The organism is uncultured Pseudokineococcus sp., assembly GCF_947499845.1.
Classification (GTDB): domain Bacteria; phylum Actinomycetota; class Actinomycetes; order Actinomycetales; family Quadrisphaeraceae; genus Pseudokineococcus.
Genome location: NZ_CANMPM010000028.1, coordinates 12,634 through 28,932 on the forward strand (window position 1 = coordinate 12,634; position 16,299 = coordinate 28,932).

The 16,299-nt window shown below is 75.6% G+C and carries 15 protein-coding genes; 10 read left to right on the plus strand and 5 right to left on the minus strand.

Translation table 11 applies throughout. The features are described 5' to 3' along the window. Nucleotides 1-258 precede the first annotated feature (258 nt). The 4 genes from Q0789_RS15845 to Q0789_RS15860 all read left to right on the plus strand — a co-directional run bounded on the left by Q0789_RS15845 (nucleotide 259) and on the right by Q0789_RS15860 (nucleotide 8,889). Nucleotides 259-2,271, plus strand: a complete 2,013-nt coding sequence (locus Q0789_RS15845) for an alpha-1,4-glucan--maltose-1-phosphate maltosyltransferase (protein WP_366917761.1) — start codon at nucleotides 259-261, stop codon at nucleotides 2,269-2,271. 47 nt (nucleotides 2,272-2,318) lie between these two features. Next, nucleotides 2,319-4,199, plus strand: coding sequence for a maltose alpha-D-glucosyltransferase (gene treS, locus Q0789_RS15850; protein WP_298806951.1), 1,881 nt, complete (start codon nucleotides 2,319-2,321; stop codon nucleotides 4,197-4,199). Continuing rightward, nucleotides 4,196-8,047, plus strand: a complete 3,852-nt coding sequence (gene glgB / locus Q0789_RS15855; RefSeq protein WP_298806952.1) for a 1,4-alpha-glucan branching protein GlgB — start codon at nucleotides 4,196-4,198, stop codon at nucleotides 8,045-8,047. The genes treS and glgB overlap by 4 nt, the downstream gene beginning before the upstream one ends. A gap of 89 nt (nucleotides 8,048-8,136) precedes the next feature. Next, nucleotides 8,137-8,889, plus strand: a complete 753-nt coding sequence (locus Q0789_RS15860) for an NUDIX domain-containing protein (protein ID WP_298806953.1) — start codon at nucleotides 8,137-8,139, stop codon at nucleotides 8,887-8,889. Nucleotides 8,890-8,908: 19 nt separating this feature from the next. Here Q0789_RS15860 and Q0789_RS15865 read toward each other — a convergent pair whose 3' ends face one another. Continuing rightward, entirely contained in the window at nucleotides 8,909-9,388 is a 480-nt protein-coding gene (locus Q0789_RS15865; RefSeq protein WP_298806954.1) for a VOC family protein, read from the minus strand. Between the two features lie 180 nt (nucleotides 9,389-9,568). Between Q0789_RS15865 and Q0789_RS15870 the strand changes: the two genes are divergently transcribed. The 4 genes from Q0789_RS15870 to Q0789_RS15885 all read left to right on the plus strand — a co-directional run bounded on the left by Q0789_RS15870 (nucleotide 9,569) and on the right by Q0789_RS15885 (nucleotide 11,316). After that, the gene (locus tag Q0789_RS15870) at nucleotides 9,569-10,075 is read left to right on the plus strand and encodes a DUF1648 domain-containing protein (RefSeq protein ID WP_298806955.1); all 507 of its coding nucleotides are present in this window, start codon (nucleotides 9,569-9,571) and stop codon (nucleotides 10,073-10,075) included. Between the two features lie 129 nt (nucleotides 10,076-10,204). Beyond that, complete coding sequence (locus tag Q0789_RS15875) at nucleotides 10,205-10,438, plus strand: hypothetical protein (protein WP_298806957.1); 234 nt, start codon at nucleotides 10,205-10,207, stop codon at nucleotides 10,436-10,438. Then, on the plus strand, nucleotides 10,428-10,739 hold the full coding sequence (locus Q0789_RS15880; RefSeq protein WP_298806958.1) for a type II toxin-antitoxin system PemK/MazF family toxin: 312 nt from the start codon (nucleotides 10,428-10,430) through the stop codon (nucleotides 10,737-10,739). Before Q0789_RS15875 ends, Q0789_RS15880 begins: the two co-directional genes overlap by 11 nt. Nucleotides 10,740-10,863: 124 nt before the next feature. Then, entirely contained in the window at nucleotides 10,864-11,316 is a 453-nt protein-coding gene (locus tag Q0789_RS15885) for a RidA family protein (protein ID WP_298806959.1), read from the plus strand. A 30-nt stretch (nucleotides 11,317-11,346) separates the two neighbouring features. Here the strand turns inward: Q0789_RS15885 and Q0789_RS15890 are convergent, their stop codons facing one another. Both Q0789_RS15890 and Q0789_RS15895 read right to left on the minus strand, forming a co-directional pair. Continuing rightward, complete coding sequence (locus Q0789_RS15890; RefSeq protein ID WP_298806960.1) at nucleotides 11,347-12,180, minus strand: hypothetical protein; 834 nt, start codon at nucleotides 12,178-12,180, stop codon at nucleotides 11,347-11,349. Between the two features lie 68 nt (nucleotides 12,181-12,248). Then, entirely contained in the window at nucleotides 12,249-12,785 is a 537-nt protein-coding gene (locus Q0789_RS15895) for a DinB family protein (RefSeq protein ID WP_298806961.1), read from the minus strand. Nucleotides 12,786-12,949: 164 nt separating this feature from the next. Here Q0789_RS15895 and Q0789_RS15900 point away from each other — a divergent pair, with 164 nt between their 5' ends. Then, on the plus strand, nucleotides 12,950-13,600 hold the full coding sequence (locus tag Q0789_RS15900; protein WP_298806962.1) for a maleylpyruvate isomerase family mycothiol-dependent enzyme: 651 nt from the start codon (nucleotides 12,950-12,952) through the stop codon (nucleotides 13,598-13,600). A 90-nt stretch (nucleotides 13,601-13,690) separates the two neighbouring features. Here the strand turns inward: Q0789_RS15900 and Q0789_RS15905 are convergent, their stop codons facing one another. Continuing rightward, a complete protein-coding gene (locus Q0789_RS15905; RefSeq protein WP_298806963.1) occupies nucleotides 13,691-14,146 on the minus strand; it encodes a hypothetical protein in 456 nt (151 codons plus the stop codon). Nucleotides 14,147-14,644: 498 nt separating this feature from the next. After that, nucleotides 14,645-15,595 carry a sugar-binding transcriptional regulator gene (locus tag Q0789_RS15910; protein ID WP_298806964.1) on the minus strand — a complete coding sequence of 317 codons (951 nt, stop codon included), beginning with the start codon at nucleotides 15,593-15,595 and terminating at the stop codon, nucleotides 14,645-14,647. A gap of 186 nt (nucleotides 15,596-15,781) precedes the next feature. On the opposite strand from Q0789_RS15910, the gene Q0789_RS15915 reads away from it, so the two are divergent. Next, the coding region (locus tag Q0789_RS15915; RefSeq protein WP_298806966.1) for an FAD-dependent oxidoreductase at nucleotides 15,782-16,299 on the plus strand (518 nt) is incomplete at its 3' end.

The window sequence follows — 16,299 nt, forward strand, 5'->3', positions numbered from 1 at the left end:
TCCCCTCGCCCACCAGCCGGTCGCTCCGCCCCGTGGCGACGACGATCCTCCTGCGCCCACGTGTGGGTCGGCGCGGGTCTCGGTAGGTTCGCCGCCGTGCCGACCTCGCGACGCCAGACCCCCGACCGCGCGGCCCCCCGCCCGCCCGCCGGCGCCGCACCGGGCGCCGCGGACGACGACCTCGCCGCACCGGCGCCCTCGACGGCCTCCGCCGCCGTCGAGGCCCCCGCCGGCCCGTCGCCCGCCACGGCCTCGCCCATGTGCGTGATGGGCCGCATCCCGGTCGTGGACCTCGCGCCCGTCGTCGACGGGGGCCGCTGGCCCGCCCGCGCCGTCGTCGGCGAGGCCGTCCCCGTCACGGCCACCGTCTTCCGCGAGGGCCACGACGCCGTCTCCGCCGAGGCGGTGCTCCTGCGCCCGGACGGCACCGAGGCCTCCCGCACGCGCATGACCTGCACCAACCCGGGCCTCGACGCCTGGCGCACCGACGTCGTCCCCGACGCGACCGGCGAGTGGTCCTTCCGCGTCGAGGCGTGGTCGGACCCGTACGCGACGTGGGAGCACGGCGCCCGGGTGAAGGTCGAGACCCCGGGCGTGAGCGACGCCGACGTCGAGCTCGCGCTCGCCGACGGCGCCCTCGTCCTCGAGCGCGCCGCCGCCGTCCCCGGGCGCGCCGCCGAGGACGTGGAGCACCTCCTCGCCGGCGCGCGCGGCCTGCGCGACGAGGGACGCCCGCTGGCGGCGCGCTTCGCGGCCGGCGCCTCCGCCGAGGTGGAGGGCGCGCTGGCGCGCCTCCCCCTGCGCGACCTCGTCACCCCGACGCCGGACGCCCGCCTCGTGGTGCAGCGCCCCCTGGCCCTCGCCGGGTCCTGGTACGAGCTCTTCCCGCGCTCCGAGGGCGCGTACTTCGACGAGGCCGCGGGCCGCTGGGTCTCCGGCACCCTGCGCACGGCCGCCGAGCGCCTGCCCGCGCTGGCCGACCAGGGCTACGACGTCGTCTACCTGACGCCCGTGCACCCCATCGGCCGCACCTTCCGCAAGGGGCGCAACAACACCCTGGACGCGACCGAGGAGGACCCGGGCTCGCCCTACGCCATCGGGTCCGAGGACGGCGGTCACGACGCGATCCACCCCGACCTCGGCACCTTCGAGGACTTCGACGCCTTCGTGGCCCGCGCCCGCGAGCTCGACCTCGAGGTCGCCCTCGACCTGGCGCTGCAGTGCTCGCCCGACCACCCGTGGGTCCGCGAGCACCCCGAGTGGTTCGTCCAGCGCGCCGACGGGTCCATCGCCTACGCGGAGAACCCGCCGAAGAAGTACCAGGACATCTACCCGCTCGACTTCGACCGCGACCCGGCCGGCATCTACGCCGAGGTCCTGCGCGTCGTCCTGCTGTGGGTCGAGCACGGGGTCACCCTCTTCCGCGTCGACAACCCCCACACCAAGCCGGTGGAGTTCTGGGAGTGGCTCATCGCGGAGGTGAACCGCGACCACCCGGACGTCATCTTCCTCGCCGAGGCCTTCACGCGGCCCGCGATGATGCACGGGCTCGCCAAGGCGGGCTTCCAGCAGAGCTACACGTACTTCACGTGGCGCAACACCAAGGAGGAGCTCACCGAGTACGGCACCGAGCTCACCGGCCCCTCGGCCGCGTACATGCGCCCGAGCTTCTGGCCGACGACGCACGACATCCTCACGCCCTTCATGAGCCAGAACGGGCGCCCCGCGTTCGAGCTGCGCGCCGTCCTCGCCGCGACCATGTCGCCGACCTGGGGGATCTACGCCGGCTACGAGCTCGTCGAGGACGTGCCCCGGCCCGGCGCCCAGGAGCAGATCGACAACGAGAAGTACCAGTACAAGCCGCGCGACTTCGACCGCGCGCTCGTCGAGGGCCGCAGCATCGCCCCGCTCCTGCAGCGCCTCAACGAGCTGCGCCGCGAGCACCCCGCGCTGCAGCGCCTGCGCGGCACGGTGTTCCACCCGACCGACGACGACCAGGTCATCGCCTACACCCGCCACCTCCCCGCGCACCTGTCGCCGACGGGCGAGGAGGACCTCGTCCTCGTCGTCGTCTGCCTCGACCCGCAGCAGTGGCACCAGACCTTCGTCCACCTCGACACGGACGCCCTCGGCCTCGCCTGGGACGAGCAGGTGCTGGCGGAGGACGGCCTCACCGGCGGGCGCTGGTCGTGGGGCCGCGACGTCTACGTCGACCTCGGCCCCGGCCGCCCCGCCCACGTCGCCGCCCTGCGCCGCGGGGGCGCCGCATGACCCCGCCTCCCCCGCCCGGCGCCACCACGACCACCCCCGGAGGCCCGATGACCGGCCAGACCCCGACCGGCCACCCCGCGACCGGTCCCCTGCCCACCGTCGGCGGCCCCGCCACGGGCCCGCTGCCCGTCCAGGGCGGCCCCGCAACCGGCTCCGTCGCCGTGGTGGGCGCGCCCGCCGGCGGCGGGGCGAGCGCCGGTGACGACGCGGGCCTGGCCGGCGGCACCGCCGCGGCGCTGGGCGCGGTCGGCGGCGGCCTGTCGGACGACCCCGACTGGTACCGCAAGGCGGTCTTCTACGAGGTCCTCGTCCGGGCCTTCGCCGACTCCAACGGCTCGGGGTCCGGCGACTTCACCGGGCTCATCGGCCGGCTGGACTACCTGCAGTGGCTGGGCGTCGACTGCCTGTGGCTGCCGCCCTTCTACGCCTCGCCCCTGCGCGACGGCGGGTACGACATCTCCGACTACTACTCGGTGCTGCCGGAGTTCGGCACGCTCGCCGACTTCACCGAGCTGGTGCAGCAGGCGCACAGCCGGGGCATCCGCATCGTCACCGACCTCGTGATGAACCACACGAGCGACGCGCACCCGTGGTTCCAGGCCAGCCGCAGCGACCCCGAGGGGCCCTACGGCGACTTCTACGTCTGGAGCGACACCACCGAGCGCTACGAGGACGCCCGGATCATCTTCGTCGACACCGAGACGTCGAACTGGACCTTCGACCCGGTGCGCCGCCAGTACTTCTGGCACCGCTTCTTCTCCCACCAGCCGGACCTCAACTTCGAGAACCCGGCCGTGGCCGAGGCGATGTTCGACGTCGTCCGCTTCTGGCTCGACCTCGGGATCGACGGCTTCCGCCTCGACGCCGTGCCCTACCTCTTCGAGGAGGAGGGCACCAACTGCGAGAACCTGCCGCGCACCCACGAGTTCCTCAAGGAGCTGCGGCGGATGGTCGACCGGGAGTTCCCCGGCCGGATCCTCCTCGCGGAGGCCAACCAGCCGCCGGAGGACGTCGTCGCCTACTACGGCGAGGACGACGACCCCGAGTGCCACATGTGCTTCCACTTCCCCGTGATGCCGCGGCTCTACTCCTCGGTGCGCGAGGGCCGCGCGGCGCCCGTCCTCGACACGCTGGCCGACACCCCGGACATCCCGCGCGGCGGCCAGTGGGGCACCTTCCTGCGCAACCACGACGAGCTCACCCTCGAGATGGTCTCCACCGAGGAGCGCGCCGCCATGTACGGCTGGTACGCCCCCGACCCGCGCATGCGCGCCAACATCGGCATCCGCCGGCGCCTGGCGCCGCTCGTCGACGGCTCGCGGGCCGAGATCGAGCTCCTCCACGCGCTGCTGCTCTCCCTGCCCGGCTCGCCGTGCCTCTACTACGGCGACGAGATCGGCATGGGCGACAACATCTGGCTGGAGGACCGCGACGCCGTCCGCACGCCGATGCAGTGGACGCCCGACCGCAACGCGGGCTTCAGCACGGCCGACCCGGGCAAGCTCTACCTCCCGACGGTCCAGTCGCTCGTCTACAGCTACGGGGCCGTCAACGTCGAGGCGTCGCTCGCGACGTCGTCCTCGCTGCTGCACTGGGTGCGCGCGGTCCTCGCGCTGCGCAAGGAGCACCCCGTCTTCGGCCTCGGCGACTACGTGCCGCTGCACGCCGACAACCCCGCGGTGCTGGCCTTCCTGCGCGTCCTCGACGCCGGGTCGGCCCCGCCGGGGACGCCTCCCGAGACCGTCCTGTGCGTGGCCAACATGGCGGCGACCCCGCAGGCCAGCGCGCTGCGCCTGCCCGGCCACGAGGGCCAGGAGCTGCGTGACCTCTTCGGCGGCAGCGGCTTCCCCCGCGTCGGCGAGGACGGCACGCTGCCGGTCACCCTCGGGGCCCGGGACTTCCTCTGGCTCTCGGTGGTGGACCGGTGAGCGCCGCGAGCGCCCCGGACGCCCTGCCGGAGGCCGAGCTGCTCGAGCTGCTGCGCTCCTGGGCGCCGCAGCAGCGCTGGTACCCGGCCAAGGGCCGCGACGCCGTGCTCGAGCTCCTGGGCGTCGTCCCGCTGGAGGCCCCGGCGGGCGCGGCCGAGGGCCCGGCGGACTGCTCGCTGCACGTCGTCGCCGTGCGCACCGACGAGGGCGCGGCCGTCGTGCAGGTGCCGCTCGCGGTGCGCCCCGCCCCCCGCGAGGGCGCGCCCGACGCCTCCCTCGTGGGGCGGCTCGCCGACGGCCGCGCGGTCTACGACGGACCGGCCGACCCGACGTGCGTGTCCGCGCTGCTGGCGCTCATGGCGGGCGGGGCGACGACCGCCGGCGCCCCCGACGGCGGAGCCGTCACGGCCAGCACCGACGGCGGAGCCGTCACGGCCAGCACCGACGGCGGAGCCGTCACGGCCAGCACCGACGGCGGAGCCGTCACCGCTGGCACCACCGGCTCCGGCGCCACGGCCGCGGGCGCGGCCGGCGCGACGGGGACGCTGGCCCCGGGCGGGTCGCTCGACCCCTCGGCGGCCTCCCGCGTGCTCGGCGGGGAGCAGTCGAACACCAGCGTCGTCGTCGGCGCCGACGGCCCCGAGCCGGCCATCCTCAAGGTCTTCCGCGTCCTGTCGCCGGGCGAGAACCCCGACGTCGTCGTCGCGGCGGCGCTGTGGGGCGCCGGCTGCGCGCAGGTGGCGCGGCCGCTGGGCTGGGTCACGGGCGCGTGGACCGACGCGGACGGCACCCCGGTCACGGGCCACCTCGCCGTCGTCAGCGAGTTCCTCACCGGGGCCCAGGACGCCTGGCGCGAGGCCTGCCGGGCCGTCGAGGACGGGACGTCGTTCGCGGAGGGGGCGCGCACGCTCGGCCGCGCGACCGCCGAGGTGCACCGCGCCCTGGCCGACGCCTTCGGCCGCACCCCCGTCACCGAGGAGGGCCGCGGCGCCCTCGTCGAGGGGCTGCGCGAGCGCGTGCGCTGGGCCCTGCGCTCGGCGCCCGCGCTGGCGCCGCACCGCGCGGCCCTCGAGGCGCACGCGGCCTCGCTGGCCGACCTGCCCCCGGCCGAGGAGCTGCCCCCGCTCCAGCGGGTGCACGGCGACTACCACCTCGGCCAGGTGCTCTCGGTGCCCGGCCGCAGCTGGGTCGTCCTGGACTTCGAGGGCGAGCCCCTGCGCCCCCTCTCCGAGCGGGTGCGCCCCGACGTCGCCGTCCGCGACGTCGTCGGCATGCTCCGCTCGCTCGACTACGCCGGGGCGCACGTCGCCGCCGGCCGCCGCGACGAGGCGCTCGCCGCCCGCGCCGCCGCCTGGACGGCCGAGGCCGTCGACGCCTTCCTCGCCGGCGTCGCCGAGGTGGACGACGACCCCCGCGCCGCTCCCGGCACCGCTCTGTCCCGGGCCCTGCTGCTCGACAAGGCGCTGTACGAGGTCGTGTACGAGACCCAGCAGCGCCCGCAGTGGCTGCCCGTCCCCCTGGGGGCCGTCGAGCGCCTGCTCGGCGAGGTCCCCACCGACTCCTCCGAGGAGACCGCAGTGGACGACACCACCTCCCCCGCCGCCGGGGCGACCGACGCCCCGCAGCCGGCGTCGCGCCGTCCCGTGGACGGCGGCGCCCTCGACGCCGTCGCGCACGGCGCCCACCCCTTCCCCCACGACGTCCTGGGCCCGCACCCGCACGACGGCGCCGTCACCGTCCGCGTGCGGCGGCCCTTCGCCGAGCGCGTCGCCGTCACGACCGCGGCCGGGCGCACCGAGCTCGAGCACGAGCACGACGGCGTCTGGGCCGGCGTGCTGCCCGTGGCCGAGGTCCCCGACTACCGCGTCGAGTCGACGTGGCCGGGCGGCGGCACCGACGTCTCGGACGACCCGTACCGCTTCTGGCCGACGCTCGGCGAGGTCGACCTCCACCTCATCGGGGAGGGCCGCCACGAGCAGCTGTGGACGGTCCTCGGCGCGCGCGTCCTGCACTACCCCAGCGAGCTCGGCGACGTCACCGGCACGTCGTTCTCCGTGTGGGCCCCCCACGCGCGCGGCGTCCGCGTCGTCGGCGGCTTCAACCACTGGGACGGGCGCTCGCACGCGATGCGCTCGCTCGGGTCGAGCGGCGTCTGGGAGCTCTTCGTCCCCGGTGTGCGCGGCGGCGAGGTCTACAAGCTCGAGATCCAGGGCCAGGACGGCGTCTGGCGCCAGAAGGCCGACCCCATGGCCCGCCAGGCCGAGGTGCCGCCGGCCACCGGCTCGGTCGTGGCCGAGTCCTCCTACACCTGGTCCGACGACGCCTGGCTGGCCGAGCGCGCCGCGCGGGACCCGCACTCCGGCCCCATGAGCGTCTACGAGGTGCACCTCGGCTCGTGGCGACAGGGGCTGTCCTACACCGAGCTCGCCGAGCAGCTGGTCGGGCACGTGACGGCGCTGGGCTTCACGCACGTCGAGCTGCTGCCGGTGGCCGAGCACCCCTTCGGCGGGTCGTGGGGCTACCAGGTCACCTCGTACTACGCGCCGACCTCGCGCTTCGGCTCCCCCGACGAGTTCCGCCACCTCGTCGACGCCCTCCACGCGGCGGGCATCGGCGTCATCGTCGACTGGGTGCCCGGGCACTTCCCCAAGGACGAGTTCGCGCTGGCCCGCTTCGACGGCGAGCCGCTCTACGAGCACCCCGACCCCCGCAAGGGCGAGCACGTCGAGTGGGGCACGCTCGTGCCCGACTACGGCCGCCCCGAGGTGCGCAACTTCTTCGTGGCCAACGCCGTGTACTGGCTCGAGGAGTTCCACGTCGACGGCCTGCGGGTCGACGCCGTCGCCTCGATGCTCTACCTCGACTACTCGCGCACCGAGTGGGTGCCCAACCGCCACGGCGGCCGCGAGCACCTCGAGGCCATCGAGATGCTGCAGGAGTTCAACGCGGTGGCCTACCGCCGCGTCCCCGGCATCGTGACGATCGCCGAGGAGTCGACGGCGTGGCCGGGCGTCACCCGCCCCACCGACGCCGGCGGCCTGGGCTTCGGGCTGAAGTGGAACATGGGCTGGATGCACGACAGCCTCGACTACGTCGGCGAGGACCCGATGCACCGGGTCCACCACCACCACAAGCTGACGTTCTCGCTGGTCTACGCCTTCTCCGAGCAGTACGTGCTGCCCATCAGCCACGACGAGGTCGTGTACGGCAAGGGCTCCCTGCTGCGCAAGATGCCGGGCGACCGCTGGCAGCAGCTGGCGAACGTGCGCGCCTACCTGGCCTTCATGTGGGCCCACCCGGGCAAGCAGCTCCTCTTCATGGGCTCGGAGTTCGCCCAGGACGCCGAGTGGGGCGAGTCCCGCAGCCTCGACTGGTGGCACCTCGACGACCCGGGCCACCTGGGGGTGCAGAAGCTCGTCACCGAGCTCAACGCCCTCTACCGCGCGCACCCGCAGCTGTGGGAGCGCGACTTCGACGGCAGCGGCTTCGAGTGGCTCGACGCCGACGACGCGGGGCGCAACACCGTCTCCTTCGTCCGCCGGGACGCCGCGGGCCGCCCGCTCGTGGCGGTCGTCAACTTCGCCGGGCAGCCCCACGAGGGCTACCGGGTCGCCCTGCCGCAGGGCGGCGCGTGGCGCCAGGTCCTCAGCACCGACGACGTCGAGTTCGGCGGCTCGGGCGTGACGAACACCGGTCCGGTGCGGGCCGAGGACGTGCCGTGGAACGGCCGGCCGGCGTCCGCCGAGCTGCGCGTGCCCCCGCTGGGCGCCGTGTGGCTCGTGCCGGACGACGAGGACGAGCGCCTCGCGGGTGACGCCACGAGCTCGACCTCCTCGGCGTCGTCCTGACCGCTCCGGACCCGGCGCAGCGCCCCCCGCGGACCACGGCGTCCGCGGGGGGCGCTGCCGTCCCGGGGGTGGGGCCCGGGGTGGACCCAGTGACGAGCCCAGTGACGGGCGTGGTGGACCTGGGCGACCTCACGGGGCGCGGCGGCGACCCCGGCGCCCTCCTCGACCTGGTCCGCCGTGAGGCCGCAGGAGCGGCGCGCGTCCAGGCGGTGCACGCGGTCGAGGACGCGGCGACGGCCTGGGCGGCGGCGCGCGCCGGCCTGCGCCGGGAGGGCGTCCTGCGCGGCGTGCCCGGCCGCTCGGGCGTCCGCGACCTCGCCGTCGTGGCGCGCGTGGCCGGCGACCCGGACCCGGAGGTCGACGCCCTGCCCGCGATCGTGCCGCTCTTCCCCGTCTCCCTCGTCTCCGCCGGACTCGTCGTGCGCGACGGCGCGGGCCGGGTGCTGCTCCTGCGCACGTCCTACAAGGTGCCGTGGGAGGTGCCCGGCGGCGTGCTCGAGGACGGCGAGGGCCTGCGCGCCGGGGCGGCCCGCGAGGCGCGCGAGGAGCTGGGGCTCGACGTCTCCCCCGGGCGCCTGCTCGTCCTCGACCGCCGCGGCGGCGACGGCCGCCAGCCCGAGCGGCTGCTCGCCCTCCTCGACGGCGGCGTCCACGACGACGACCTGCCCACCCGCTGCCGCTTCCTCGACGGCGAGATCCTCGAGGCGGCCTGGTGCGACGTCGCGCAGGTGCGCGCCCGCACCGGGCCCGGGCTCGCCACCCGCGTCGAGGCGGCCCTCGACCGCCTGGCGTCGGGCGACCCCTCGACCGCCCTGCTCGCGGACGGCGCGCCGGAGGCCTGAGGCGCCGGAGGCCTGAGGCTCAGGCGCCGTCCGCGGCGCGGCGCATCGCGGCGAGGTCGAGCCGGCGCATGCCGAGCATCGCCGTCATCGCGCGCTGCGCCCGCCCGGGGTCGGGGTCGCCGAGGAGCTCGTCGAGCCCGTCCGGCACCACCTGCCAGGAGACGCCGAAGCGGTCCTTGAGCCAGCCGCACTGCGACTCGACGCCGCCGCCGTCGAGGAGGGCCGCCCACACGCGGTCGGCCTCGGCCTGGTCGGGGCACCCCACGGAGAGGGAGAACGCCTCCGTGGGCGGGAAGCCCGGCCCGCCGTTGAGCAGCACCACCCGCTGGCCGAGCAGCTCGAGCTCCACGGTGAGGACGCCGCCCGGGCCGGGCGTCCCCTCCGGCGCAGGAGTGGTCCCCAGCACCCGGGCGTCGGCGAAGACGGACGTGTACAGCTCGGCGGCCTCCTCCACGCGCCCGTCGAACCAGAGGGTGGGGGTGATCCTGCTCGTCGCCACGGCGCGCTCCTCGACCTGCGACCGGGAAGGTCCCGGGCGTCGGAGATGTGGACCGCGCGCAGCGGCGGGGGTCATCGGTGCCGCGGTTCGAGAGCGGCGATCGACGAGGACGGTCGTCGAGGCCGGCCCGAGGGGCCTCCCGGGCTGCTGCTCCTCCGCGCATCAGGGACGGTGGGCACCATGCGCGCGCGCCCGGGGCTCTTCGTCGCGACCACCGCGGCGCTCGTGGGCGTCCTCGCCTGGTCCGCCGTGTCCCTGCCCGAGCGCGTGCCGCGCCACTTCGGCCTGGACGGGAAGGTGACCGCCTACGCCGACCGGACCACCTACCTCGTCGGCGGAGCCGTCCTGGTCGCGCTGGTGACGGCCGTCCTCGTCGGCTGCGCCCAGCTCGCGCAGAGGGGCCACCTCGCGTGGTTCACCGTCCCTCACGGGGACTACTGGAAGACGCCGGAGAACGCCCCTCGACTCCGCCGCATGGTCGCTGACGACGTCTGGGGCCTCGGCAGCGCGACCATGCTGCTCCTCGTCGGCGTCGGGGTGTCCGTCGTCGTCGTGGCCGACGACCCGAGACCTTCTCTGCCGCTCTGGACCGACGTGCTCCTCATCAGCTACGTGGTCGGCGTGCTCGGGTGGAGCTGGTACCTCGCCGCGCGGCGCTACACCCCTCCGACGTCCGACACGGACTGATCCTCGGCCGCGAGACGCCACCGGCTGCCGTCGGCGGCCGGCGGGCCCCGCGCCTGAGGCAGCCGACGCCCTCGTCGCTGAGCATCCTCGAGAAGGACGTCGTCTTACGTGCCGTGGCACACTCGGGTCATGGCCGAGACGATCACCTTCCGCCCCGACGAGGACGCCCGCCGGGCCCTGGCCGCCCTCACCGCCGACGGCACGGCGGTCTCCTCCGCCGTGCGGTCCGCGCTGATCGAGGCGGCCCGTCGGGCCGCGCGGGAGCGGCTGCGCGCCGAGGCCGCGGACCTGGCCGCCGACCAGCAGGACCGCGCCGACGCCGCTCAGGTGCTGCGCGACATGGAGACGCTGCGTGCGTGGTGACGTCCACCGCCTCCGGGCCCCCCGCGGGGCTCGTGGTCACGAGCAGTCCGGCGCCCGCTTCGCCGTCGTCGTCCAGTCCGACGACCTCCCGTTGTCGACCTGGCTCGTCGCGCCCACCTCCACATCGGCACGACCTGCGTCCTTCCGCCCCGAGGTCGAGGTCGAGGGCCGCGTCACGCGAGTCCTCGCCGAGCAGACCGCGGCCGTCGACCCCGAGCGGCTCGGCGTGGTGGCCGGCGTCCTGTCCCTCGAGGAGATGCAGCGGGTGGACGCCGCGCTGCGACTGGTCCTCGAGCTGTAGGCGGCGTCCGCAGATCACCCTGCTGGGTCTCCCGGCGTCCCAGGGTCGGTCCTCGACCGGGACGCCCTGCGCGGGAGGCGGCGACGCACTTGGCGCCGACGGGCGTCGGTGGCACGGTCCAGCGGTGGACACACCGCCCGCCGACGACACCGGCCGAGTCCGGCTGCTGCGCAGCACCTCGCTGACGCCCCTGGTGCCCTACGCCTACGCCGCGACCACCGATCGGCCCGGACGCCTGCTCCTCACCGCCGGCGCCTGCCCGCTGGACAGCACCGGTCGCGTCGTCGCCCCCGGCGACATCGCCGCCCAGACCGACCAGGTCATGGCCAACCTGCACGCCACCCTGCACGAGGCGGGCGCCGACCTCACCAGCGTCATCAAGACGACCGTCTACGTCGCCACCCAGCAGCGCGACGACCTCACCACGGCCTGGGAGGTCGTGAGCCGCTCCTTCGCCGACCACGACGCGCCCAGCACCCTGCTCGGGGTCAGCGTCCTGGGCTGGCCCGACCAGCTCGTCGAGGTCGAGGCGGTCGCCGTGCTGCCCGACGCGGACACCGCCCCAGCAGCGGACTGACGGCGGGATGTCGTTCCTCACGGACGATGCTCATCCGGGGAGCTGATCCGGCCTCGCGGATCCGGGACCACTGACCCTCGTGGCCCAACCGGCCACGGCGCACTGGCCGTCGGAGTCGTCGCCGGCCGTCAGGACGGTGCCGTCAGCGCGCAGGCCGAGGGTGTGGGCGGCGCCGGCCGCGACGTCGACGACGTCCCGCCAGCCGCTGGTGGCGCACTGGCCGTGGTCGTCGGCCCCGGTCGCGCGCACTCTGCCGTCGGCGGTCAGCGCGACGGTGTGGTGGCTGCCCGCGGCGACCGCGACGACGTCCGACCAGCCGCCCACGTCGCAGGCCCCGGCGTCGCTGCGACCGGCCGGGACGACCGTCCCGTCACCGCGCAGGCCGACGGTGTGCAGGTACCCGGCCACGACGTCGACCACCCCGCGCCAGTCCTGCACGGCGCACTGCCCGAAGCGGTCGACGCCGGTGGCGACGGCTGTGCCGTCCGCGCGGACGCCGACGGTGTGCCAGTCGCCGGCCGCGACCGCGACGACCTCCCGCCACGAGACCACCTCGCACGCGCCCTCCGCCGTCCGCCCGGCGGCCAGGACCCGCCCGTCGGCGAGCAGGGCGACCGAGCGGCGCCACCCGGCGGCGACGGCCACGACCTCGCGCCAGTGCCCGACCTGGCACTGGCCGTCGGCGTCCCACCCGGTCGCCAGCACGGTCCCGTCCGAGCGCAGGCCCAGCGAGTGCGACCTGCACGTGTTCCTCGCCGGATGCACGTTCCCCGCGGCGACGGCGACGACGTCGCGCCAGCCGTGGACGTCGCACTCCCCTGCTGGGCCGTCGCCCGCGGCAGCCACCGCCCCGTCGAGGAGCACCCCGAGGGAGTGCCTCCTGCCGCACGCCAGCCGAGGCCGCCGCGGGCCGCCCGAGGGCACGCCCCCGCCTACCGGTCGCCTGCGGGCACGTGCGGTACCGCGCCGGCCGGGGCGGCGAGGAGCTGCTCGCGGAGGATGTCGGCGTGCCCGCAGTGGTGCGCGAGCTCCCGCAGCACGTGCAGGTAGACCCAGCGCAGCGGTAGCGGGCCGCGACGGTTGCCGTGGACGAGGTCGTCGAGGTCCAGGCCTGCCGTGGCGCGCCGCGAGGCCGTGCACGCCGCCAGGTGGGCCTCCTGGACGCTCGCGACGGTGTCGCCCGGGTGCAGGACGAAGGACTCCTCCGGTCCGGCCTCGAGGCCGATCTCCTGACGCGAGCGGCAGGTGATCGCCTCGTCGAACCACACCCGCTCGACGAAGGTGGCGTGCTCGACCAGGCCGAGCAGGGTGGTCGACGACGGCACGAGCCGCCGGCGCGCCCGGTCCTCGTCGAGGCCGTCCAGGCAGGCGGTGAGCACCAGGCGGTGCTGGTCCAGGAAGGTCTCGATCTGGGCCTTGGCCGGAGCGTCGACGACGTCCTCCGCGAGCGGCACCGGCGGTCTCAGCACCCACGGAGGATGGCAGGGCGTTCGACGAGATGGCCGGAAGGGAGCGAGACGCGCGGGGACGGTCGGCACCTGCAGCACGGTCGTCCCGCAGCGCCGGCTCCGGCAGCGGTCCGTGTCCGCAGACGATCCTGGGACCGTGGCACGTCTCTGCCATCGTCAGCGGCATGCCCGACGACGTGCAGACCCGCACGACCACCAACCGGCGAGCCATCGCCGACCTCTTCGCCGACCTCGACGACGACCAGCTCGACACCCCCAGCCTCTGCACCGGCTGGCGATGCCGCGACGTCCTGGGCCACCTCGTCATGACCGTGGACCTCAGCCTTCCCCGCTTCGCGCGCGAGGTCCTGCGCGACCACGGCCGCGCAGGTCAGACCTCCGACCGGCTCGCACGCACCTACGCCGACCAGCCCGCCCACCACCTCGTCGACACCCTGCGCCGACGCAGCAGCACAGCCCTCACCCCACCCGGCATCGGCCCCGGCGGCCCCTTCGCCGACTCCTGCATCCACCTGCGCGACGTAGCCATCCCCCTGGCCATCACCTCCACCCCACCCGTCACCGACTGGGCCCGCGTCCTGGACTTCCTCACCACCCCCCGAGCACGGGCAGCCGGCTTCCTCCCCCGCGGCCGACTCGACGGTCTCCAGCTGCAGGCCACCGACCACCCGTGGAACAGCGGCAGCGGGGCCCTCGTCACCGGCACCTGCGAGGCCCTCGCCCTGTCCATCACCGGGCGCCCCACATCCCTCGACACCCTCGCCGGCGACGGCGCGCCGACGCTGTCCGACCGCGTCCATGCCGGCCGTCCATGACGAGGACGTCGACGGGCGCGTCCCGCACACCGATCGCTGGCCTCGCACCGCGCCGAGACCACTGACGGTCGCGCGAGCTGGCTCTCCGGATCAGCCGGAGATCTGGACAGGTAGTCCGCTGGAGCCGGCCCGCAGGGTCGCTGGCCCGGGTCGTGCCTCGGGAGGCACCTGGCCGGTCCAGATGATGGCGTAGCGCTCGTCCCGGGGCGCGGCGTCCTGAGTGCCGAGGGTCCAGGACCTGTCGCCCTGCTGCAGCACGAGCTCCACGTCGCGCATCGGGGCCTCGGTGCTGGCGGGCGCGGAGCAGCCGGCGCCCTGGCCGGTGTCGTCGCAGCCGGTGTGGAACCCGACGCCCGAGACGGTGACGTCTGCTCCTGGAGCGGGCAGGACGCCGCTGACCGGGGCGCGGGCGTCGTCGACGGTCTCGCCGACAGCGACGACGGGTCCGGCGCAGCTGGCCCGAGCTGCCGGGACGGGCACCAGACCCAGCAGCGCGCAGCTGAGCCCCAAGGGGGCCAGCACGACCACGCCGCGGCGCATGGGCATGACCTGACGCTGCCCCTCCGCGACGGCAAGGGCAAGGCTGACGCCCCGACCGTCAGACGACCTGCTGACGCTCCTGTCGTCGTCCGACGCCATCCCGCAGAGGACGGTCACGCGGCGTCCCAGCAGCCGACGGTGGCCTCAGGGGGTCGTCGCAACGGTGGGCGACTGCGGGTCGGCTCGCCGCCCCTCCTCCACTCCCGCGCTCAGCGCGGAATGGGGGCTGCGGTCACTCGTCGAGCGGATCCGAGACCACGACCTCCATCTCGGCGACGACGTCGAGGTCGCAGTCACGCAAGGCCGCCGCGGTGACTGCAGCCTCGATGTCGCGACCGGCCGGGACGCGGTCTGGCCGCCGTCCCAGCAGGCGACCGCGAGTGGTGACAGCCCAGCTCAGCGCGTGGCGACACGCCGTACCGGCCTCCGACGTCCCAGATGCCCCGCCCGCTCGCCGTCCCGATGACGGGGCGTCGTACGAAGAAGAGAAGGGCCTGGACCCGCTCAGCGGTGCGCCATGAGCGCCCGGGCGGTCGCGCCGTCGAGCACGAGGTCGGTGACCAAACCGGCGGCCAGCGCGGCCGCGAGGGCGGGGACCTTGCCCGTGCCGGCGACGGCGCACACCCGCCGCGGGATGCGCCGCAGCGCCGGTGGCGGCGGCCCGCTCGAGCGGGCGTTGAGCGGCACGCCCTCCCAGCTGCCGTCGCGGCGCAGGAAGACGGTGCAGACGTCGCCGACGACGTGCTCCTCCGCCAGCGACAGACGGTCGGCGTCGGTGAGGTAGCCGGCCGTGTAGACGCGGCTGGGGACGCCGGCGGCCACCGTGCCGACGCCGAAGAGGGCGACGTCGCAGCGCTGCTGGAGCGCGAGCACGCCTCGCACGCTGCGCTCGCGCCACATGGCGCGGCGGGTCGCGACGGCGTCGAAGAAGGCGGGCACCGGGAACTGGTGCACCTCGGCCCCCCAGGCCGCGCCGAAGCGGTCGACGACCTCCCCCGCGTACCCGAGGCCGCTGCTGCGCGTGTTGGCTCCGCCGTTGAGCTGGACGACGTGGGCGTCCACCGTCGAGCGGGCGGTGAGGTGGCGGGCCACCGCGCTCGTCGTCGTGCCCCACGCCACGCCGAGCACCATGCCGCTGCCCATGAGCTCGTCGAGGAGCCGCGCGGTCGCGGCGGCCGCGGCGTCGAGGCGGGCGAGGTCCGTGGCGCCGTCGGGCACCGGCTCCACGACCACGTCGACGCCGAAGCGCTCCCGCAGCCCGGCCGCCAGGCCGGCTGCACGTCCGTGCACGCTGCGGACCGTCACCTGCACGATGCCCGCGGCACGGGCGGCGTCGAGCATCCGCGAGACCGTGCTGCGCGAGACGGCCTCCTCGCGGGCGATGACGTCCATGGTCACGCCGTCGTCCCAGTACCGGCGCGCGACCCGCTCGAGATCCTCCTCGTCCGCCGCCACGCCCCGCCCCCCGCCGGTCGGCGCGCCCCCACGCCGGGGACGCCGCTCGCCCAGTGTGCACGTCCGTGCAGACGACGGGCCAGACGGCGGGTGCGGGAGCACGATCGCCGGGACGGACGAGGACGCCGACGGGGCGCCCTCCCCGACGCCCGCGGGCAGCGGGCAGCACCCGGAGGTCCCTCGACGATGAGCAGCACCACCCTCTCCGCCGCCACCCGCGCCGAGGCGCTCGAGCGGATGAGCACCGAGCAGCTGGACGTCCTCGTCGTCGGCGGGGGCGTCACCGGCGCCGGCGCCGCCCTCGACGCCGCCAGCCGCGGCCTGACGGTCGGCGTCCTCGAGCGCCGCGACTGGGCCGCGGGCACCTCCAGCCGGGCCAGCAAGCTCATCCACGGCGGCCTGCGCTACCTGGAGATGCTCGACTTCCACCTCGTCCACGAGGCCCTGCGCGAGCGCGGCCTGCTCGTGGACCGCCTGGCGCCGCACCTCGTGCACCCCGTGCCGTTCATCTTCCCGCTCGAGAAGCACTGGCAGCGCGGCTACATCGGCTCCGGCATCGCGCTCTACGACGGCATGGCGGGCGTCTTCGGCCGCGGCGGCGGCAGCGGGAAGCGCACGGTCCCCCTGCACCGCCACCTCACCCGCGCCGGCATCCAGCGCCGCTTCCCCGGCTTCCGCCGCGACGCCGCGGTGGGCGGCATCCA